The organism is Aquimarina algiphila (assembly GCF_007489275.1).
In the GTDB taxonomy this organism is placed as follows: domain Bacteria; phylum Bacteroidota; class Bacteroidia; order Flavobacteriales; family Flavobacteriaceae; genus Aquimarina; species Aquimarina algiphila.
On the sequence record NZ_VLNR01000034.1, the window covers coordinates 42,928 to 64,513 of the forward strand.

The window sequence follows — 21,586 nt, forward strand, 5'->3', positions numbered from 1 at the left end:
AAATGAAAAATAATAATAAATATGTTATACTAATCTTGAGTATTGTAATGTGCATGTCAGGTTGTAAGTATATATCCGAAAAAGACAAAGATTCTAATGTAAACAATACGGCAATAGAAAATTTAGAAAAAAATGAAAAACGTAGTCATAATGATAAACATGGAGGAGGAGTATTGTTAAACCAAGAACAGGTCGATATATTGGGGATAAAAATAGATACACTTATCAGGCGTAATATGAATGGTTATGTTCAGGTAAATGGAACACTAGGAGTCCCGCCTCAAAACGAAGCAATCGTAACCAGCGTTTTAGGAGCTAATATTAGTAATATTAAAGTGATAGAAGGGGATAAGGTAAGTAAAGGACAGGTTTTAACGTATATAAGCCATCCAGATATCATAGGAATGCAAACTGATTATTTACAAGCGTATAATAAACTTGTTTTTTTAGAACAAGATTATAATCGTCAAAAAAAGTTGTATGATGAACAAGTAGGTTCAGGACGTGATTATCAACAAGCAAAATCTATATTTTCAAGTACCAAGGGTTTGGTTAAAGGGTATGAAAGTCAATTAAGACTCTTAGGACTTTCTTCAAAAAATATTAGAGAAGGAAATATCTCACAAGTAGCCTTGATAAAAAGTCCAATAGATGGTTTTATTGAAAAAGTAAAGGTGAAATCTGGTCAATATGTAGAGCCACAAACACCTTTATTTGAAATTGTGAATACAGATCATATTCATGCAGATTTAATGGTGTTTGAAAAAGATATTAGCAAGGTAAAGAATGGACAATTAGTAAAGATTAATATTGAAGCACTGGGTAATACTGAGATGACTGCAAAAATTTATTCTGTAGGAAAATCTTTTGAAGAAGGACCGAAAGCTTTACATGTACATGCAGAGATAGAAAATAAGAACAAAAATTTAATACAAGGAATGTATGTTACTGCACGAATCATTACCGAGAATACTTTGGAGCAAGCTTTACCAGAAGGTGCTATTATTCAGGAAAATGAAACATTTTACGTGTTTGTGGCAGAAAAGAAGGATAACAATTCTTGGAATTTTGTTCCTAAAGAAGTCATTGTAAAATCGACAAGTAATGGATTTACAATTTTTGATTTTAAAGAAAAAACAAGCAAAGGAATACACTTAGCTCAAAGTGGATCATATTATTTAATGGCAGAGATGAAAAAAAGCGAAGCTGGACACTCACATTAAGCTAGTATAAAAAAGAAAAAGTGTTAGGCTAATATTTTATATGTAAAGATATTCATTTCTGAATTTTGCTTAATATGTTAAATTATATGATCGGTTTTTAACTGGTAGAAAAATGACAATTTCTTAAGAGGTAAAATCAAAAAACTTTAATATTTTCAAATTGTTAAATTTATAGAATATTATGACTCGAGATTTTATACATATTAATGACTTTGTTATTTTGCTTGAAGAAGGTAGTGCAACAAATATTGAAGTAGATGTATGCCGTTTTGAAGAACCACTTATTGCTGTTGCATTTTATGGCTCGGGTAATGTAGACTTAGCTGTAAACTATGGACAGGTAACTAAAAAATTCCAGCATACAAAGGGTCTGGCACTTTCTTTTTATGCTGATGAAAATGTAGCATTTGAACATACTATTTCCCCAGATAAAAACCTGGAGTGTATTGTGGTGGCTACTGCTTTAAAGAATCTCGATAAGTTACCAAATCAGGAAGGAGAGATTTTTAGAGATTTGCTTCAGGAATTGGTTCATCCAAAAGATCATTATGTCGAAGGTCCTAATTTTTTCATGACTCCTGAAATGGAACGTATAGTAGACGCAATTTTTGCTAACCAGTATTCTGGAAAGACAAAAATGATGTTTTTTCGAAGTCAGATAACGGCGTTACTTTCTCATTTTTTTGGACAATTGGCATTAATGCATAATTCGCGTTCAAAACTCCATTATAGAGATAAACTAAATGAAGTTAGAGAAGTTTTACTGAGGGATTTAGAAAACCCACCTTCTCTTAATGAACTTTCCCAACAAATAGGGTTAAATACTACAAAACTCAAAAAAGAATTTAAAGCTGTTTTTGGGGTGCCTGTATTCAAATACCTTCAAAATGAAAGGCTTTCTTCTGCTCACAAACTTATTAGTGAAAATAATGCTACTGTACAAGAAGCTGCCTGGCAGGTAGGTTATGATAGTCTTAGTTCTTTTTCCAATGCTTTCGCAAAAAAATTTGGCTATAGACCCAGTCAACTCAAGTAATGCACTTTTCGAACAAATCATATTTCCGCTCGAATAAATAAATCGAGCTGATAACATGCAATTTTGTGTCATCCTAATTAGTAAAACAAACAGTGATGACCGCATTAGTAAAAATTATCCTCGGACTGACACTCTCTTTTCTGGTAGCACAGAGCTCAAAAAGAGAACAAAGACAAAACTTCGTTTACACCAAATCAACTTATAGAGCAGCAGGAGATTCTATTGAGTTAAGAGCATACAAAATCCTTACGAACAAATGTAATGTCTGTCATGTTGAGCGTAATAGAAGGCGGGTGTTCACCAAAGAAAATATGAACCCTTGGGCAGCTGATGTATATGAGCAAACATTCATAAAAAAGCGAATGCCAAAGGGTAAGAAAATCAAACTCACAAACCAAGAGTACCAAGAATTATTAACCTGGATAACCTCCACAAAAAATCATAACAATGGAATATAAAATCAAACTCATTATATTACTACTTGGTATTTTATTCACAGGGCTTACAGCTGGATTGTGTTTTAACTGGTCAAACACTGTCACTTCTGGCATTGGGAGATTAGATGATCTTACGTTTCTACAATCCTTTCAGGCAATGAACCGTGCGATTATCAACCCGAGTTTCCTAATTGTGTTCTTTTCGCCTGTAATATTTCTTTCAGTAAATGCCTTTTTACATAAGAATGCAAATCCTACCACATTTTGGTCGTTTCTACTTGCAGCCATACTCTTTTTTGTGGGTGTAGGTCTTATTACAATATTTAAAAATGTACCACTCAATGAAATACTAGACAAGACCATACTAGAAAATCTCTCGGCTATAGAATTGGCAGAATTGAGAACCAAGTTTGAACAACCTTGGAACAGATGGCACATCCAACGAACTATCACTTCATTCATTTCATTTGCCTTACTGTTGATAGGAATCATTTTTACAAAATAAAATTAAATCACTCTGCGATTGGGTAGGATCAAAAAACGAACAATTATGAAGTTAGTAAGAGCAATAATCATTGGAATAATTATTTGGAGTATTGGAGTAAGCCTTTATACACTCTCCTTTTACATTTCTATTATAAAAGACACAGAACTACAGGCAAATATATTTCTTTCTTTAGGAGTAGTACCTGTGGTTTGGTTTGGAACAAAACTGTACTATAGAAAAGATAGTACTGTAAAAGGATATTGGATAGGATTAGCTTTCTTTTTAATTGCAACATTGTTAGATGTTATTATTACTGTACCCTTTTTAATACTACCCAACGGAGGAACGTATTATAATTTCTTCACTGCTGCGGGTTTTTGGCTCATAGGAATAGAATTTATCGCAACCTCAGTATTGTATTGGTATACCAAAGTTTTATCAAGAGAAATAAAGTAAATTTTTTATAAGAAGTAAAATCAAAAAGTTTCAAGCTTTTAAAAGTATAATCTCAATTAATAATTATAAAAACAATTAAAGATGAAAACAGAAAACATTTTAGTAATCGGCGGAACAGGAAAAACAGGGAAACGTATCGTAAATCTACTTAAAGAACAAGGACATCAAGTAAGAGTCGGGTCAAGAAATGCCTCACCATCTTTTGACTGGCATCAACCAGAAGAGTGGACAAAGGCTGTTGAAGGGATCGATAAGGTTTATATTACTTATCAACCTGACTTAGCTGTACCAGGTGCATTGAAAGCTATCGAAGAATTAGTTAAAGTATCAAAGAAAGCCCATGTCAAAAAGTTAGTGCTGCTTTCAGGAAAAGGAGAACGAGAAGCAGAACTGTGTGAACAAGTGGTTATTCATTCTGGTTTGGATTATACCATTGTACGTGCCAGTTGGTTTAATCAAAATTTTAGCGAAAACTTTTTGTTAGAACCTATTTTAGATGGTTTTGTGGCGCTTCCACAAGCAGATGTGCAAATTCCATTTGTGGATGTAGATGATATTGCGCAAGTTGCTGTAAAAGCTCTATTGGATGATGCTCATAATGGTCAGATTTATCAGCTTACAGGAGATAAGGCAATTACCTTTAAAGAGGCAATCAATGTCATTGCTCAGGTGAGTAATCGAATTATTACGTTTGTACCAATTTCGATATCAGAATACGGAGACGGAATGAGAAAAGCTAATTTATCTGAAGATTTCGTTTGGCTCATTGAATATTTGTTTACAGAAGTTCTTGGCAACCCTAATAACTCAGAAATTACTAATGATGTTGAAAAAGTGCTTAAGAGAAAACCAATTTCTTTTAGTGAATACGTAAATAAAACAGCAGCTACAGGTATATGGAATGTAGGAGTAAAGCAAACCATATAGATTATTTTGTTTTGGATAAGTATTCAAAATAGCGATCGTTTTATTTTTTACTTTGAGAATGAATATTAATAAGAAACATTAAGTATTTTTCTTCATTAAAAAAGTGTTCTAATCTAATTAGAACACTTTTTTAAATGATATCAATATTAAGCATATAAAGCTTAAAAGAGTTCTTGAGAGCTTAGCGACATTAATTTAGGAAATCCAATAGTATTTTAAGGAAGTTTGTCAACTCTAATTAAAATCTTTTTTGTTTATAAAGTTTAAGTTCTGTCTCCAAAATCTGTTAAATAAAATTCCTAAAGTACCTCCTAGTAACGCGAGCCGGCTTTGTGAATATAATAATCCCTCTAAGTAATCACTCCTTTCTTTATAGCAAAAATTAGCGGTGTAACCGTAAAGTAAAATACTGTCTTTTCTTGCTTGAAAAGAATAACCGTTTCTAATAGATTTCCAAATACTTTCAATTATAGGATTAGCGGTATTTTTATCTTTTAAGAAAGTGTTTTGAAGACCATGATGTAAACAATCTGTATTCGATTTCTTTTCCGAACAACTTAAGAAGAAGTAAATTATCAAAATGTAAAAAATAATCTTCATTATGTCATGTTTTATACGCTTCTATTCAAATAAAATATTACATATGGTTATATGGTATATAATTTGACCACTCCCAAGGTGTGTAGGTGTCAGCTAAAGCTATCTCTAATAATTCTTTATAAATGCTTTCTCCGTTATCACTATTAGTCATGATTAACATTCCTTTACCTGTCTCGGGAAATAAAATTGAATAATGTTGAAATCCATCTCCATGACCACTTTTTGTTACAGCTTTTCCGTAAGGCGTATCAAAATTTAACCAAGCTAGACCACAACTCAAGTTAATAGCGTCGTATTTATTAGTTGATGTTTTAGAATTAGGACCAAAATGTGCCAAGGTTTTTATTCTAATTTGAGGACTAAAAATTTCATTGTAAGAAGCTTTACTAAGAATTTTCTCGTTCAAGACAGCGGTTAAGAATTTTGTATAATCGTTTGCTGTTGTCTCTAAAGTACTAGCAGATCTAGGTTCGTTATCTATATCCTTATCATAGGTTTCACCTTTTATCGTATGCCCGTGAGCGAAATCTTTTTTAAATCTAGGTTGCCATTGATACGATGTGTTGTTCATTTCCAAAGGTTTAAAAATAAGTTCCTGAGCTAATTCTTCAAGAGGTTTTTTAGTGAGTTTTTCTATGACAACTTGTAGATATACTAGGCCTTCACCACTGTAGAAGTATTTCGAACCTGGTTCAAAATTTGCTCTTAATTTTCTATCGGCTTCAAAAAACCTCCAGTTATTAAAACCCGAAGTATGTGCTAAACACATCCTTGTTGTTATTTTATGATATAAACTATCAGATTTTAAATCAGAATAGTCATCATGCCAACGTGTTTGTGGTTCATATTCATAGATTTTCTTAGGTAAATAAGATTCAAGAGGTGTATCTAAATCAATAACCTTATTTTCTACCAATTTCATCACAAGGACACTAAAAACGGCTTTGCTTAGAGAAGCTCCATAGATGTTAGTGGTATCCGTAAGAACTAATTGTTTAGGGACATTTTTATACCCAAAAGTGTTTTGATAAACAGGTTTTTTTTCATTAAAAATAGTAATTGCCATCCCATGAACTTCAGCATTATTCATTAGCTGATTGATTGTATTGGTCAAAGAATCTTTTGAAATTTCAGTGCTATCTAGACGAGTTATTTTATTATTGTTTTTAGGAGCACAATTGATAAAAGCTAAAAGAGGAATTAAGAGTAAAGTTACTTTAGCTATTCCTCTTGTCCTACCTTTCAAAAAGGGAATAGAGAAAGGGTAATAACATTTGGACTCTTTTATTGCATATATAATGTTGATTATAACTATTAATACGCAAAGTGGAATGACTAAAATGAAGATTAAAAACCCCCATTTCTCTATGGTCAATAAAGCTACAAAAGATAATACGTATAGCAATAGTACTGTAATCTGAAAATTAACAATTTTAGCACCATGTCTATCATAAAGTGTATTGTCTTCCCTTTTGTGAATCCACAAAAATAATGGAAAAAGCACATTACAAAAAGGCAATATAAAGCCTAACAAGGGGGTCCCGTGTAATAGTAATAACCATTTTTTTTGGATGGCTTCCTCTTTTGGATTTTCAAGTTGCAAAAGGTCATCGACCTCAATTTCAAGTGCAGTTGCTAATAAATTTATAGTTTGTAGATGTGGATTGACATCTCCTTTCTCTATACGTTGAATAGTACGGACTGTCACTTCTGTTCTGGCTGATAATTCTTGTTGTGTAAAACCTTTCAATTTTCTTTGATAGATTAGGTTTTTAGCTATTGATTGATTGTTCATTGAAATATATTTTTTGTTAGAACAAAACTATCATTATTGGTTTGTAATCAGAACGACATTTAAGTGTCATGTTTATGTCATTTACCTTTTTTTGAACTATATAGTATTAAAAATGAGCGTTAAAAGCTTTGTGAGATTATTATTTAGAAGAAAATCTTAAACTCTGTTTCAATAACCAGAATTATTCGAAAACCAATGTATTGTTATAATAAAATACATGTATTTGTATCTTAGTGAAAGGGAAGTATTTGGTGAAATAAATTTGGGAATTGGAGATGAATTTTGTTCTAACCTTTTCTTTAGAAATCGTTGAATTATTTCTATTATAAAATAAAGCATTCCAATTAGCTTAGAACGCTTTCTGAAGATCTGAAGGAGAGTATTATACTCCTGTTGATTTAGAAACACCCCAAAATACTGGCTATGAAATTTTATAAGATGATTTAGCGTTTAGTCAACAGTACGATGACTATGTGAGATTAGATTTAAAATTAGGTTTTACATTAAATAGTAATAAGAAGAAAACATCTCACAAATTTTACATTGATCTACAGTACATTACCAATAGAGACAATATTTTTGTCAGAAAATGTAATAGAATAACCAATAATGTTGACCAAATAAATCAAGCTGGTTTTTTTTCTGATTTTGGTTACCGATTTCAATTTTAAAAACAAAATAATGATGCATGAACAGGTTATAGCATTTTTTAAAAACTTTATCAAGTTAGAAGAAAAAGATATTCTTCTTATTGAAGAATTAACGACGGTAAAAAAATCAAAGAATAAGTTCATTCTTACTCAAGGTAAAGTATGTTCCTTTGTCGCATTTATAAATAGTCGTGCTTTTAAGGGTGGTATTCTGTAGACGGTGAAGAGTATAATAAGCAATTTTTCTTTGAAGATGGATTTTGTACAGACTATTCAAGTTTTTAATAAGCAAAAAATCGTTGACTCATTTACAAGCCATTGAGGATAGTACGGTAAATGTACTTGAAAAAAAGGATGTAGATCATATGTATAAGACAATACCAAACTTTGTAGAGTTTGGTAAGTTGTTGGCAAAAAGTTTATATATAAAGGTGTGTGATATAAAAGCTTCTTTTATTCTAAATACTTCAGAAGAACGATATTCAAACTTAGTAAAAGACTGGCCTCAAGTAATACAAAGAGTACCGCAATACATGTTAACATCATATCTTGGAGTTACCCCCGAGGCTTTAAGTATGATAGTATGAAATAGAATCAGATAGTTTAATTGCTCTTTTCAAACTAAGGCAAAGAAAATCTTCTAAAAATTAAAAAAATAATAATGATAAAAAAGTCAAATCTGATCACTCTAGTATACATAACTTTTGGTTGTTACTTAAGTTTTGCACATTACGTTAGTTCCACGATTTTGTCGATTTATTGAAAAGATAAACTCTCCATTAACATGGAAATGTCTTCTGAATGAGAATTGATGATAATCAAATATGTTTTATCCTTCAAGAATTTTATATAAGTAAATTCAAAACTTACGTCCGGTTTCCATTCTTTTAACTCTTCAAAACTTTCTTTTATCAAATCTAACTTATGTTGGTTTTTATCTGTAACAAGGATAATCTTGGTTATTGGATGAGTCTTCATCTTTTCAATGGTAAGGGCATCTAATTTGTATTCATATTCATTGATATTCGAGTATCGATGATTCTTTAATAATTTTTTGTAGGCTTCCTTATTTTCGGAAATCACGAATCGTTGCATTAATACAAAGTCAATGTCTTCCATCCAACTCGGAAATTCTTTGTCAAAAACAGCAATGTACTCGTTTATAAAATCCTGGTCAATCGTTCTATTCTTATCAAAATATTTTTCAACCAAAGGATATATTTTCTGTGCCATATTAGAAATGAATTTGTTTCTATACCAATTTCCTTCAGGGAGCTTTCCGGTTAATTCTTGATAAAGATATCCATTGGCAATAGAAGTGGTGATAGCCTCATTAAACAGAAGTTGAGCGTAATTTGATGATTTTGAACTATTATTTTTGAACCAAGATTCAATATCCTTCTTTACACTAAGTGATTGCTCATCATATACAATATGTGAGGACTCATGAAATAGTACAGCTAAAAGTTCTTCAAAATCTTCAAATCCTTGAGGGATTCCCGCGATTGCTATATTGTAAAAAGCTGTAGCATTAAAACCTCTTTTCCGTGCATTAGGTATAGGGTACATAGAAAGTTTAAAAGGGATTGAGAAATCCCAATTGGATTCGTGAAATTTTATAGTTTGTTTAAATAGCTTGTCTATGTCTACTTTTGAAATTAACTCACGGGTTTTCTCTATCTGTTGATTGAATTTTAATCTACAAGGTTCAAAAACTAACTCGTCATAAATTGGTTGAAACTCCAGCAAAATCTTATATAGCTTGTTTAAATCATGATTCGGAATTATGCCAAATGACTTTCTTTTAAATTCATTAAGGTCTTTACTTTCAATAAGGTTTCTTCCTAAAATAAAATAGGTATTGCCTCCTATTTTATTTCCATAAGGATATTGAGGGTATTCATATTGATAAAAAATATTTATTTTCGCAAAATGATCTATAAGGTCTCTATACTTTTTTGTGTCATATTTTGAGTTTTTAAAAACCTCTTTATATGGATTGGATGGATAATTTGGAGAAAGATTATTTAAAAAATCAAGCGTTGCATAATTTTTAGAAAAATCTACATTAAAGGTCATTTTTTGAGAAAAACAGCTCAAAGTAGATAAAGCAAAAAATAAGATGAGTAAATAAGTTTTCATATATTCTATTTTTAATTCCTTTATAAACAAAGGCAAATATTAAATAAATATTGGTTGATTATTTTGTTTAATAACGTTATATATATCAATTTTTTTTGTTTTCCCTTTTAATACTCTAGTATCTATATATTCTATATCTATGTTGATTGGTGTAGAGAATTCACTCTCAAAAAAATGTTGAGATACTAGAAACTTTTTTTCAAGTGTTTTGCATAAGCCTTCAATTCTTGCCGCAACATTTAAAACATCCCCATGGTAGGCTATCATTTTTTTTATTTCACCTACTTCACTTACCATAACAGGACCAACATCTGCACCTGCTTTAAATGATGGAAGAACATCATATTTTTTTTGGTAATACTCCTTTCTTTTAAGAAGAACCGACTCATAATTAAAAAACAACTCCACTAGATATGATTTATTTCTAGGCGTGTTTTCCCAGTGTAAAACAACTTGATCTCCTACATATTGATATACTTCTGCGTCATATCTATAAATCACTTGTGTCAAATCTTTAAAGCAGTCTTGTACTAAAGAACTATAATTATAATGTCCCATTTGTTCTGCTAAAGTTGTTGAGTTGTCTAAATCTAAGAATAAAAAAATACGATTATCTTCTTTGGGTTTTCGGTATTTGCCAATTAAAAAATTTAATAATGTTTTATGCCCAAGATGTTGATTGATTTGGCGTAGAAAATTTACTAGAAAGCTAATTAAATAAGAATATAATAATAGTAATAAGAAACCGTTTTCAGTGGTTACAAATTTAAATGCATTTGTAGTCTTAATCCCAAGTTCTACAGCTTGATTTGAAAAGAAAAATGCAACCTTGTATATGACGATTATAAACACAATAACATGTAAAATACTTTTTAAAAATATTTTTAAAAAGTAAAAATCGCGTAATAAATTATAATCGAACATTACATAATCCATAGTTTCAGTAACAATTCCAGAAATTAATGCTACAGGAAAGCTTACAATTATTAAAAACAAAAGGGAGTCTATTGGATTTTGAAAATCATTTAAAACATAGGAAAGAGAAATCTGGAAGGTAATAAAAAAGGATAGCCAAACCGTCACGGTTAAAAAAAGGTATCTCACATATCTTGTACTAATCATTTTTTATTTAATTGAATAAAGCATTATGAAAATTACTCTCTAATATTTTTAAAAACAATCCGAAAAATTTAGAATTTCGCGAATTGTTTTTAAGTATTTTGGACTTTGGGTTGATAACTAAAGTGCTAATTGTTTTTCAAATTACTGTCCAATCTTATTTTTCGGATTCTCTTTCTTTAAGTACTTCTTTCAATGCAAAAGTTCCGTTTAATGCAGAAGGAAAACCTGAATATAGTGACATTAAAATCATAATCTCAGAAATTTCTTCTGACGTTACACCTACATTTAGAGCAGCATTGATATGCACTTTTAGTTGTGGCTCTGCGTTTCCCATTGCAGTCAAAGCGGCTACAACAGCAATTTCCTTTGTTCGGTTATCTAAAATGTTTCTAGAATAAACATCTCCAAAGCCATATTCAATTATATATACCCCTAAATCAGGAGATATGTCTTTTAAACTTTCAATAACACTTGTACCAGCTTCTCCATCAATTTCTTTTAATTTATCCCAACCTTTGTTAAAACGTTCAGTTTTTGTACTATCCATTTTTATTTGTTTTTGACTATACCCGCTCATTGTAATAAAGGCGAATACTAAAATTGTTAAATACTTCATATAAATTTATTTTTTTGACAAAACTACCAAGTAGTTATAATTATGAGTAGGACTTTTTATGGATTATCGGGTACTTTTAAATTTAGATGGCGAATATTTTGTTTTTTGCTTAAATACTCTAGAAAAATAAGAACTGTCTTCAAATCCTGTTGCATATGCTATTTCCTTAATAGATAAATTTGTAAAATATAACAAACGTTTAGCCTCGGTTATTTTAGTGTTTAAAATGATTTGTTTTGGGCTCTGCTCGTAATATTTTTTACAGAGTTCACTTAGTTTTTCTGCTGTTATATGAAGATTATTTGCATATTGCTCAACCGAAATGTTTTTTGAAATATCATTTGAAATTAATTTAGAAAATTGAACTAATGTTTTCGATTTAATCGATTTAATATTTGTTGATTTCGTTGAGAATCTAGATAATTGATAAAGTAAAAAACGTATACCATTCATTATTATTTTTTCACTTAATTCATCGTTATTTTTCCATTCTTGAATTAAATTATTAAGAAAAGGAATAAAAAAATTACTTGTAGTTTTATTTAAATCTATGCATGTAATATTTATTAATTCTACTGGTAAAATATTTTCAAAAAAGGAATCTAAAATAATGATAAATCCATTTGTTCCTTTTGAATAAGACCAATTGTGAACCTGTTTTGGCTGCATTAAAAAAAGTCTATTGTTTTTGATTTCATAGTCTTCAAAATCAATAACATTATTTCCTGAGCCTTTAGTAAACCATACAAAGGAGTAATAATTGTGCCTGTGTGGCCAATCTACTTTTGGATTATCTGTTTCTTCAAAGGTTCCAACATAATACCTTTTTTCTTTGGGCATTGATGTGATAATATCTGAAATAGAATATTCTGTTAACATGATAGTTCCTTTATTTATAATATGTTCCTAAGCAGCATTCCAATATCGTTTAAGCTTTTTTGAAAAGTAATGCCTATGATAAGAACTTTCGTATATTCATCATAAACCCTAAATGTAAACCTTCATGATAATTATTAAATTCAAAGGCATCTTTTAACGAACTTAAATGAAACCCTGTTCCTGTCATTCTTTCATTAAAAGTAACAAACCTCTTATTATAAAAATCTATTTCTGTTTTTTCAATTAAGGATATTAAAAGTTCTTTTAGCTCCTTAATCTCATCTGCAGTAGTTTGTTCAGTTGGTTTTGTACCTGGCTTATAAAGTTCAAATAATTCTCCAGAGATATATTCTTGGATATTAGATGACTTATATATTAAGGCCTGTTGTGCAACTATTATATGTCCAATATTCCATATTAGATTATTACTAAATCCTTCAGGAATTTTATTCAGTTGTTCCAAAGAATACTTGTCAAAGTATTCTAAAAATAAATTTCTACTTGTTTTCCAAGTTTTAAATATTGATTCCATTTTTATAATTATCTATAATTATTAAGCTAACCTAACTGCTTTGCTTTGAATTTAGGGTCATACTTAATAAAAAATACAATCCAAATATTTCTTGATAGCCTACCGATAATTGGGGAACTAATCATCAGCAGGCATACAATTACTTTGAAGCAATTAATTAATATTAAGTCAAAAACTAAGAAACTTAATAAAAAGGTTATTACAGCCAATAAAACACTTAAACCATGACCTACATACCATGCTCCAAAGAAAAATGAAGTTTTTTTAATTTTGTAGAACATAGGAAACATATTTCATGCATTCTAAAAAGTTTAGACAAAACAAAAGGGTTTGAGTTTGTATACATTTTACCTTTATGACATCTCGAACATTCCCCTTTTAATATGGTATGCATTATATTTTCATTTTCAATAATTTTAACCCTATTTATTATTATTCAGATGTGCAAAGGAAAGTTTGTTTACCCTTTTATTCCCTTCTTTTTTTAGTCTAATGACTTTCATATGAGTTTCAAGTTCATCTAGATGTAGTATTTTTATTCCATCTTCTTTTTTCAATGTTTTATTAGTGTTGAAAACCTCATAGACTTTAAGGCATATATTGTATATATGCTTCAATTCACATTTATAGCAAAATATTTTATCATTTTGATATAATAACTTTCCAATGGATTGGTTAAAGATCCCCAGTAAAATTTCAGAATTCTTATTGTTTTCAAAATTATATATTACAATCATTATCATCTATTAAAAGTTCTATCCTTCTAATGTTTCATAGTCAATGTATCCTTCTTCACCTCCTACATAGTATGAACTTTCATCCGGTACATTAAAATCTGCTTCTAACATAAACCGTTTGGGCAAGTCTGGATTGGAAATAAATAATTTACCAAAAGCAACAACATCTACAATACTATTGAATATTTCAAAGTCTGCTTTTTCTAAAGTATACCCTCCATTTCCTACAATTTTTCCTTTATAATATTTACCCAAGGTTGCACTTACACCATTTAAAAAATCAGAATTTTTATACGCTGTAGCATCTTCAATAAGATGTACATAAGCCAAATTATAAACGTTGAGTTCTTGTAATAAATAAGAATATAAACCTAATGGATTACTATCACTTATATCATTAAAAGTACTTAGTGGAGATAATCGTACTCCCACTTTTTGTAGGCTGAAATTTTTACGGACTTCTTTAATTATTTCGATTAATAAACGTGTTCGGTTCTGGAATGAGTCACCATATTCATCCATCCGTTTATTGGTGCTATCTCTTAAAAATTGGTCAATCAAGTATCCATTTGCTGCATGAATTTCAATGCCATCAAAACCAGCATCAAGTGCATTTTTTGCAGCATTACCAAACTGTTTAATTATGTCCTCAATTTCAACAGCTTTTAATGTTTTTGGAGAAACAAAAGCCTTCATTTCATTTTGAGGAGAAGTATGTATTAATCCTTCTGCTTTTATAGATGAAGGGGCTACAGGTATTTCTCCTCCTTGGGTATTGGGGTGAGATATTCGTCCCCCATGAAACAACTGTATAAAAATTTTACTTCCAGCTTCGTGTACTGCGTCTGTTACTTTTTTCCAACCAATTACTTGCTCTTTGGTGTAAATGCCTGGTGTATTTGGGTAACTTGTTCCTTGCAATGATACCTGAGATGCTTCTGATATTATTAAACCTGCACTTGCACGCTGTGCATAGTACGTTGCCATTATAGGAGTTGCAATTCCATCTGCGGTAGCTCGACTTCTTGTCATGGGCGCCATCACTATGCGGTTTTTTAATTTTAATGCTCCTAAATCAGTGGATTCAAAAAGTATACTCTCTAATTTCATTTTAATTGTATTTGGTTTAATTTTTTTTGTTTAAATAAACTTTTGTTGCAATAATTACAGGTGCTGCACATAAAAACACCATAGAAATAGCAAAAAAGGTATTTTGAAAAGCTAAAACTGCAGATTGAACGTTCAATGCAATATCAACGGTTCCAAGCGCTGCGTTTTTTGCCTCTGTTGGATTATACCCCCTTGAAATAAGAGCCTGTGTAGCCCCTTGTACTCTTTCACTAAAAAGAGTGTTGTATGGGGTCGTGTGTTGTAATAGGTTTTTTCTATGAAATGCCATTTGATGTGCTAAATAAGTGGGCAGAAAAGCCATAGCAAATGAACCTCCACATTGTCTTCCAAAATTGAACAGTCCTGTTCCTGTTAATAACTCATTGCCCTTTAATTCATTAAAAGCAATAAAAATTATAGGTACAAACAAAAGCCCCAGTCCAAGTCCCCTAAGCATAATTGCCGGAATCATATCTGGGAAACCAGATATTACAGTAACATCTGATACTAAAATCATAGAAGTTATTACGCAAACCACACCTAAAGCAGCACTTGCAAAGGGAGGAATTTTTTTGGTGTCAACAATGATAGCACTAGTTATCAACCCCAAAAGAATGGAAATGCCACTTGGGAATAACGTAAATCCTACAGCAGCGCTCTGATACCGAAGTACATTCTGAACAAAGCCAGGAATAACTGCTCCACTTCCAAATAAGGCAAAACCAGAGACAAAACTTATTAAAAATGCTAATGAGAAAGACGAATTTCTAAATACAGAAAAGTCAATTAATTTATAGTTCTGATGATCTCTTTTATTTTGAATAAAAAATAAAACAAATCCGATTAGTGCTGTAATTGATAATATTGTTATTTTTTGTTCCTCAAACCAATCGTATCTGGATCCTTCCTCCATAACGAATTGAAATGCACCCAGTCCTATTGATAGCCAAATAGCATTCAGCCAATTGATTTTAGATTGATTTTCAGAACTTTTAGGTAAAACAAATTTTGGTATTTGATTAATTAATGGGATTGCACATATCCCTATGATTACCGTAAATAAAAATATTAGCTGCCATATATAGTGATAAGTAAGCCAACCACTAAAGGCAGGAATAACATTAGGTCCTAAAACAATAGCCAAGCTAAAAATAGCTTGCACGGTTCCTTGCTTTTTAATGGGAAATATGGTGAATAAAATTGCTTGAGCAACGGTATAAAAAGCAGCACTACCTGCACCTAAAAACACTCGACCAACCATAAAAACACCTAGGGATGTAGTAGTACCGCATAAAAGAGCCCCTGTAATAAAAATTGAAAGTGAGTATATAAATAATTTTTTCCCCCCTATGGTTTTAGTAAATTGAACAGAGAGTATTAAGAAAATTAACTTGGATATAAAGTATCCAATATTCATCCAAACTATTTCGTCTGCCGTTGCACTTAAAAAACCGGCAATTTCATCAATAGCCACAGATGAAGAAGTGGCAACCAAAATATCTAATGCTGCACAAAGTGTGACTCCCAAAAGTATAAGCCACTTTTTTCTTGCAGCTAGAAATAGAGGGATCCCTAAGTTAATTGTAACACTTTTATTTTTTGTTGTAGTTGCTGTATTCATGTTACTATTTGTTAATTACTTTGATAACAGCACTCATTCCAGCTCGTAATTTTTCATCTTTTATTTCATTCTCATCAAATAGAATTTTTACAGGTATTCTTTGGGTAACTTTTGTAAAGTTCCCCGTTGCATTATCCGCAGGAAAAAGGGAGAATTTCGCTCCTGTTGCTGCCGCAATGGATTCTATTTTTCCAGTAAAATGCTTGTTAGAAAATGCATCTATTTTAATTTCGACATCTTGACCTTCTACCATTTTAGCCACTTGTCCCTCTTTAAAATTTGCAACTATCCACAACTCTGAAAAATCTGTTATGGCCATAAGAGGCTGTCCAAGTCCTATTACTTGTCCCGCCTCTATCATTTTGCGGGATACTACGCCAGACGCAGGAGCTATAATTTCTGTGTAGGAGAGTTTTAGCTCTGCGTTTTGTACTTGAACCTTGGCAGCTTCAATAGCAGCATCTATACTACTTATCTTTTGCAAGGAAGCATTATACTGACCATTAGATGCATTATATTGTTGCTGCGCAGCCGTAACTTGTGAGGTAACTACATCAAAATTGGTGTTGATATCATCAATTTTAGATTGTGGTATAATGTCATCTTTACGAAGATTGGTAAAGCGAACTATATCTGTACTTAATCTTTTTTTCTTTGCTTTTGCTACAGATATATTGGTAAAAGCCGCTTGAGATGCTGATTTAGAAGCTTGAACTACTGCTAAGGCGGCAGCTTTCTCTGCTTTTATTTGTGCTAAACTTGCTTTGGCCTGCGCGTACATTAACTCTATGTCACTCTTATCTATACGTGCTAGGATCTGACCTTTTTCAACGTATTCGTTGTCATCTACTAAGACTTCTAGTACTTGCCCGCCTATTTTGGGATTCACTTGATAAATATGACTTTCTACTTGGGCATTATCAGTTTTCTCATATTTTAAATGCCCGACGAAAAGGTAACAGCAATATATTAACGTCATTAAAAAGATAGATATAATTGCTATTTTCTTAGTGTTTTTTGTATTTCTTGTATTTTCCATTTTTTTTATTACATAAAAGTTGATTGCCAAATTTTTATTCCTTTTGCTTGTTGTAGTTTATATTGTGCCATTATGCATTTGTATTCCGATTCTAATAAGGATAATTGTGCGCCGGATAATACTACTTCGGTATCTAATAAATCCAAATTCGTAATTAATTGATTTTCATATTTTTTACGAGCTTGCTGTACTGCTATTTTGGCTTGCTGAATTAATATTTTATTGTTCTCGTATTGTTTATAGGCATTCTCTAAAGTTCCTAATGCAGAAGTTATTTCCGTATTTATTTTTGTGTCAATTTCTTTGAGATGCCATTTGCTGTTTTCAATTTTTGTTTTCGCAATTTCCTTCTCGTGCTTTACTTTGGAACCCTGAAATATAGGAACCGTTACTTTAGCAAATGCAGCATAATTAAATCTGAATTCATTTAAATCAGGTAAATATCCATTGTGAAAACCGGTAGTTCCACCTATGGTTATAAAAGGTAGATTCCCCTTATTTGCTAATTTTTGACCACTTACTAATATGGAGTCTATATGTTTTGCAATTGCTAGTTCATTTCGAATTTCTTCCGTGATGACCGCTTTTTTATTGCGTTGTTTTTCAATGTTTAGAACTCCTTTTATAGATATTTCCTTAGCATTGGTAGACCAGCCCATTAGTTCCCCTAAATGAAGCTTTAGATTATTTAAAGAGTTTTGTAGACCAACTTTTTTATTTTGCGCACTTGTTATTCTTACATCTGTATTTACTTGGTCAAAACTTGTAGCTAACCCATTGTCAACAAAACCATTAATTCGTTTTAAATTTCGCTGTAAAGAAGTTATAAGCTCATCCTGAACATTAATGGCACTTTCGGTGAATAAAATTGTAGTAAAAAGCTCTGTTGCTGCATAAGTAAGCTGCTTTTGCGCAGCTTCTAAACCTTCCTCTGAAATCAACTTTTCAATTTTAGATATGTTGATAACCTCTTTTGTTCTCCCGAAATCGTAGAGTACATATTGTACTCCTGCATATACATTGTAGTTATCATTTGGGAACAAAGGAAGAACGATGGGATTATCTCCTATAGGTAGGGCTACCTCTGAAACTGGGTCTACATAAGTGAATGAACCCTCAAATATCATTTTAGGGTATTTATAGCTTTTAGCCACATCTATGTTTGATTGAGTTATTTTAATTTTACCTTCGGATTGTTTCAATAGTGGGTTATTCTCTAGAATAATCTCTAACACATTTTGTAATGACAGAGAATCAGTAGTGTTTTGTCCGTTCATTATGTGTATTCCAAAAAAGATTAGAACACCAAACAAAACTTTAGTTTTAGCAATTTTTACAGTGACTTTATTTTTTTTCATTATAGTTAAATAGTATTTAGTGGTATAGTGTACTATTAGTTCAAATTTTTTCTATTTGAGATTTTTTTCTATTTGATTTAAGACTTCATGAAAGACGATTAACTTCTCATTAGATATATTTTTGTGGGCTTCACTTAAAGTGTGTTCAATAATAGGCTCAAGTTGTTTTTTAATATTTTTACCAACTTCGGTTAAATATATGACATTAGCCCTCCTATCTGTTGGATGAGGGGCTCTTTGAATTAATTTTCGCTTTTCAAGACCATCTATAATTTTAGTTACGCTTGTTTTGAATTTACCAACACTTTCACCTAATTCATTTTGGGTCTTACCATCACTCTCCCATAATACAACCAACATCTTAAGTTGTTCTGCGGTAATATCAAACCCTTTTTTTATAAAATTCTGATTTATTTTATTAATTAAAAGTAAAGACACGTTACGTATTTTATAACCTGTTGTTTCGTTTAAATTTTTAATCATAATTATGTGGTGTCAAATATTTTCAACAAATATAATATAATTTAGTAGTATAGTGTACTATTTTTAATATTTTTAATTAAAATGTGTGCTTAATGCATGCTTTGGATGATTTACATTTTTTAAGAGACAAGGTATATATAAGGCTACATCCTGAAACGTTTCATTTTTTTACTGATAAAGAATTCTCAACCAGTCATGACAGCAGTTGTAGCAACAATTTTAGCTTATGATATGCTTTTAATTCATCTAGAAAAAGAAACGGATAAATTAGATAATAGTAATGGTATGGAAACAGAAAATGCCTCAATTCAAAAGCAGTCAAAGCTCTTTTAGACCAGTAGCAAAACCAATTTGATTGAACTAATTTATGCCCTGTATAGCAGTGGAGCAGTTAATAATGGAAATGACGACAGCTTATGAAACAGCTATTTAATGTGGAATTAAGGAATTACTATCATACTTTTATAGAGTTTAGGTCTTCTAAATCAAACAATACAAAATTTTTGAATATATTCAGATACATGCTTTTAGCTGTTCTATAGCGTTCTGCTATTCCTGCAGCAAAGTCACTAACAATAAGTTTATTAACTTTCTTGTTATGTTCTTCAAAAATTACCAGTAACATTCGTTTATCGTAATCTTTACCTAAATAAGAATCCCTAAGTGTATCGGCTTTATATTTTTTAATATAAAAAAGTAATAAAAAATAATTATACCAAATCCTTTATTTATAGGGTTTTAAAGTTTATTCGGGGTCAGTTGAAGAGAGATGAAAGTGATCCCGAATTACCCCCTTTTTCTTTGGCGATTTTTGTTATTATTTGGCATTTAATAAAATTAAAAAACCCGTAAACATAGTGTTTACGGGTTTTTAGCGGAATTTGATAATTCCTAAGCGGAGAATGAGGGATTCGAACCCCCGGAGGTGTGACCCTCAACAGTTTTCAAGACTGCCGCATTCGACCACTCTGCCAATTCTCCAGTGTTTAGTCTCATCAGGTATTCCCTGAATGCGGGTGCAAATATAATAACCTTTTTTAATTCTGTAAAGATTTTTTTCAAATAATTTAATGTAATTCGTTTTAAGAAAATATTCACTTATCTATATGGGTCTAAATGAGTATCTTGTACGATATTAAATTAAATGTTTGTATGAAAAACCCATTATTATTAGTTGGCTCATTTATTATCTGTTGTTGTGGGAACTCTCAGAATTCTTCGACAGATTATCCAGAGGTGGATACAGATGCTATAAATATGGAGTTAGCCGCAGTTACTTATGCAGAAACTATTACTACTAATGAATTGAAAGAGTACTTGTATACTTTTGCAGGAGATGATTTTGAAGGTCGTGATACTGGTGAACCAGGTCAGAAAAAAGCAGCAGAATATTTAAAAAAGCAATACAAAAGAATGGGAATACCTTCTCCATTAGGAGGAGATGATTACTTTCAAGAAATACCAGCAAGCTTCTTTAGAGGAGGAATTAAATCATCAGAAAATGTTCTGGCATTTATAGAAGGAACTGAAAAACCAGATGAAATTGTCGTTATATCTGCACATTATGACCATGTAGGAGTTGATGGAAACGGTGGAGTATTTAATGGAGCTGATGATGATGGTTCTGGTACAGTAAGTATATTAGAAATAGCACAAGGGTTTGTGAAAGCAAAAAAAGATGGGTTAGGACCAAAAAGATCCATTTTGTTTTTGCACGTTACAGGTGAGGAAAAAGGATTGTATGGATCAAAATATTATACAGAAAACCCAGTGTTTCCATTAGCAAATACGGTTACAGATCTTAATATTGATATGATAGGAAGGATCGATAAAAATCACGAAGAAAAAGATAAGAATAATTATGTGTATTTGATTGGTAGTGATAGATTAAGTACTGAATTGCATGATATCAGTGAAAAAATGAATTCAATTCATACAAAGTTGGATTTAGATTATACTTATAATGCAGAAAATGATCCTAATCGATTCTATTTTAGAAGTGATCATTATAATTTTGCTAAGCACAATATTCCTATTATTTTTTATTTTAATGGTGTTCATGAAGATTATCACAAACAAACTGATACAGCAGATAAGATTGAATATGATCTTATGGCTAAACGTGCAAAACTAGTTTTTTATACTGCTTGGGAAGTAGCAAATAGAAAAGATAGAATTGTGGTTGATGGAATAGGTAAAGAATAAGAGTAACCCGTTGTGCATTTAGTTAATATTAATTTTTAGGTTGTTTATATTTCTGTTGAATTCAAACCTATTGATATATTGAATAATGGTCATTGCTGTGATCTTTGATAAGATTCTATTTTTAAATCCCT

General features: G+C 31.0%; 23 protein-coding genes, 1 tRNA gene and 2 pseudogenes. 13 read left to right on the forward strand and 13 right to left on the reverse strand.

Going from position 1 to position 21,586, the window contains the following annotated elements:
- The first annotated feature begins 2 nt into the window (after nt 1–2).
- The 6 genes from FOF46_RS16170 to FOF46_RS16195 all read left to right on the forward strand — a co-directional run bounded on the left by FOF46_RS16170 (nt 3) and on the right by FOF46_RS16195 (nt 4,566).
- The gene (locus FOF46_RS16170) at nt 3–1,223 is read left to right on the forward strand and encodes an efflux RND transporter periplasmic adaptor subunit (protein WP_208746786.1); all 1,221 of its coding nucleotides are present in this window, start codon (nt 3–5) and stop codon (nt 1,221–1,223) included.
- A gap of 181 nt (nt 1,224–1,404) precedes the next feature.
- Nucleotides 1,405–2,259: a helix-turn-helix transcriptional regulator gene (locus tag FOF46_RS16175; protein WP_143917176.1), complete on the forward strand. Its 855-nt coding sequence runs from the start codon at nt 1,405–1,407 to the stop codon at nt 2,257–2,259.
- A 95-nt stretch (nt 2,260–2,354) separates the two neighbouring features.
- Entirely contained in the window at nt 2,355–2,717 is a 363-nt protein-coding gene (locus tag FOF46_RS16180) for a hypothetical protein (RefSeq protein ID WP_143917177.1), read from the forward strand.
- Complete coding sequence (locus FOF46_RS16185) at nt 2,707–3,201, forward strand: anthrone oxygenase family protein (protein WP_109436725.1); 495 nt, start codon at nt 2,707–2,709, stop codon at nt 3,199–3,201. Before FOF46_RS16180 ends, FOF46_RS16185 begins: the two co-directional genes overlap by 11 nt.
- Nucleotides 3,202–3,246: 45 nt before the next feature.
- Nucleotides 3,247–3,639 (forward strand): DUF5367 family protein, encoded by a 393-nt coding sequence (locus FOF46_RS16190; RefSeq protein WP_109436724.1) that lies wholly within the window; start codon nt 3,247–3,249, stop codon nt 3,637–3,639.
- Between the two features lie 81 nt (nt 3,640–3,720).
- The gene (locus FOF46_RS16195; protein WP_143917178.1) at nt 3,721–4,566 is read left to right on the forward strand and encodes an NAD(P)H-binding protein; all 846 of its coding nucleotides are present in this window, start codon (nt 3,721–3,723) and stop codon (nt 4,564–4,566) included.
- Nucleotides 4,567–5,203: 637 nt separating this feature from the next.
- Here FOF46_RS16195 and FOF46_RS16200 read toward each other — a convergent pair.
- Nucleotides 5,204–6,961, reverse strand: a complete 1,758-nt coding sequence (locus FOF46_RS16200; protein ID WP_143917179.1) for a serine hydrolase — start codon at nt 6,959–6,961, stop codon at nt 5,204–5,206.
- Between the two features lie 681 nt (nt 6,962–7,642).
- On the opposite strand from FOF46_RS16200, the gene FOF46_RS32545 reads away from it, so the two are divergent.
- Nucleotides 7,643–7,828: a hypothetical protein gene (locus tag FOF46_RS32545; RefSeq protein ID WP_235010968.1), complete on the forward strand. Its 186-nt coding sequence runs from the start codon at nt 7,643–7,645 to the stop codon at nt 7,826–7,828.
- An 82-nt stretch (nt 7,829–7,910) separates the two neighbouring features.
- Nucleotides 7,911–8,198, forward strand: a complete 288-nt coding sequence (locus tag FOF46_RS32550) for a cyclic nucleotide-binding domain-containing protein (RefSeq protein WP_235010967.1) — start codon at nt 7,911–7,913, stop codon at nt 8,196–8,198.
- Between the two features lie 169 nt (nt 8,199–8,367).
- On the opposite strand, the gene FOF46_RS16215 is transcribed toward FOF46_RS32550, so the two are convergent.
- The 10 genes from FOF46_RS16215 to FOF46_RS16260 form a co-directional block, all read right to left on the reverse strand.
- Complete coding sequence (locus FOF46_RS16215) at nt 8,368–9,753, reverse strand: hypothetical protein (protein ID WP_143917180.1); 1,386 nt, start codon at nt 9,751–9,753, stop codon at nt 8,368–8,370.
- A 39-nt stretch (nt 9,754–9,792) separates the two neighbouring features.
- Complete coding sequence (locus FOF46_RS16220; protein ID WP_143917181.1) at nt 9,793–10,875, reverse strand: adenylate/guanylate cyclase domain-containing protein; 1,083 nt, start codon at nt 10,873–10,875, stop codon at nt 9,793–9,795.
- Nucleotides 10,876–11,029: 154 nt separating this feature from the next.
- A complete protein-coding gene (locus FOF46_RS16225; RefSeq protein ID WP_167571864.1) occupies nt 11,030–11,491 on the reverse strand; it encodes a carboxymuconolactone decarboxylase family protein in 462 nt (153 codons plus the stop codon).
- 63 nt (nt 11,492–11,554) lie between these two features.
- Nucleotides 11,555–12,370 carry an AraC family transcriptional regulator gene (locus FOF46_RS16230; protein WP_143917182.1) on the reverse strand — a complete coding sequence of 272 codons (816 nt, stop codon included), beginning with the start codon at nt 12,368–12,370 and terminating at the stop codon, nt 11,555–11,557.
- A 73-nt stretch (nt 12,371–12,443) separates the two neighbouring features.
- Nucleotides 12,444–12,902, reverse strand: a complete 459-nt coding sequence (locus FOF46_RS16235) for a DinB family protein (RefSeq protein ID WP_143917183.1) — start codon at nt 12,900–12,902, stop codon at nt 12,444–12,446.
- 755 nt (nt 12,903–13,657) lie between these two features.
- On the reverse strand, nt 13,658–14,749 hold the full coding sequence (locus FOF46_RS16240; RefSeq protein WP_143917184.1) for an alkene reductase: 1,092 nt from the start codon (nt 14,747–14,749) through the stop codon (nt 13,658–13,660).
- 16 nt (nt 14,750–14,765) lie between these two features.
- On the reverse strand, nt 14,766–16,370 hold the full coding sequence (locus FOF46_RS16245) for a DHA2 family efflux MFS transporter permease subunit (protein ID WP_143917185.1): 1,605 nt from the start codon (nt 16,368–16,370) through the stop codon (nt 14,766–14,768).
- A 4-nt stretch (nt 16,371–16,374) separates the two neighbouring features.
- The gene (locus tag FOF46_RS16250) at nt 16,375–17,409 is read right to left on the reverse strand and encodes an HlyD family secretion protein (RefSeq protein WP_143917186.1); all 1,035 of its coding nucleotides are present in this window, start codon (nt 17,407–17,409) and stop codon (nt 16,375–16,377) included.
- Nucleotides 17,410–17,417: 8 nt separating this feature from the next.
- Nucleotides 17,418–18,767, reverse strand: a complete 1,350-nt coding sequence (locus FOF46_RS16255) for a TolC family protein (protein ID WP_143917187.1) — start codon at nt 18,765–18,767, stop codon at nt 17,418–17,420.
- Nucleotides 18,768–18,818: 51 nt separating this feature from the next.
- The gene (locus FOF46_RS16260; RefSeq protein WP_109436710.1) at nt 18,819–19,250 is read right to left on the reverse strand and encodes a MarR family winged helix-turn-helix transcriptional regulator; all 432 of its coding nucleotides are present in this window, start codon (nt 19,248–19,250) and stop codon (nt 18,819–18,821) included.
- 92 nt (nt 19,251–19,342) lie between these two features.
- Between FOF46_RS16260 and FOF46_RS33080 the strand changes: the two genes are divergently transcribed.
- The 4 genes and pseudogenes from FOF46_RS33080 (at nt 19,343) to FOF46_RS33090 (ending at nt 19,792) form a co-directional block, all read left to right on the forward strand.
- Nucleotides 19,343–19,480: an RteC domain-containing protein gene (locus FOF46_RS33080; protein WP_109436709.1), complete on the forward strand. Its 138-nt coding sequence runs from the start codon at nt 19,343–19,345 to the stop codon at nt 19,478–19,480.
- Complete coding sequence (locus tag FOF46_RS31595; protein WP_167571862.1) at nt 19,446–19,583, forward strand: hypothetical protein; 138 nt, start codon at nt 19,446–19,448, stop codon at nt 19,581–19,583. Before FOF46_RS33080 ends, FOF46_RS31595 begins: the two co-directional genes overlap by 35 nt.
- Before the next feature lie 9 nt (nt 19,584–19,592).
- Nucleotides 19,593–19,670 (forward strand): annotated as a pseudogene (locus FOF46_RS33085) (RteC domain-containing protein); the annotation flags it as partial.
- Entirely contained in the window at nt 19,667–19,792 is a 126-nt protein-coding gene (locus FOF46_RS33090) for an RteC domain-containing protein (protein WP_109436708.1), read from the forward strand. The pseudogene FOF46_RS33085 and the gene FOF46_RS33090, both read left to right, overlap by 4 nt.
- 354 nt (nt 19,793–20,146) lie before the next feature.
- Here the strand turns inward: FOF46_RS33090 and FOF46_RS16280 are convergent.
- Nucleotides 20,147–20,231 (reverse strand) — tRNA-Ser (locus FOF46_RS16280).
- 171 nt (nt 20,232–20,402) lie between these two features.
- On the opposite strand from FOF46_RS16280, the gene FOF46_RS16285 reads away from it, so the two are divergent.
- Nucleotides 20,403–21,455: a M28 family metallopeptidase gene (locus tag FOF46_RS16285; RefSeq protein WP_143917188.1), complete on the forward strand. Its 1,053-nt coding sequence runs from the start codon at nt 20,403–20,405 to the stop codon at nt 21,453–21,455.
- Nucleotides 21,456–21,473: 18 nt separating this feature from the next.
- On the opposite strand, the pseudogene FOF46_RS32560 reads toward FOF46_RS16285, so the two are convergent.
- Nucleotides 21,474–21,586, reverse strand: a pseudogene (locus FOF46_RS32560) (IS982 family transposase); the annotation flags it as partial.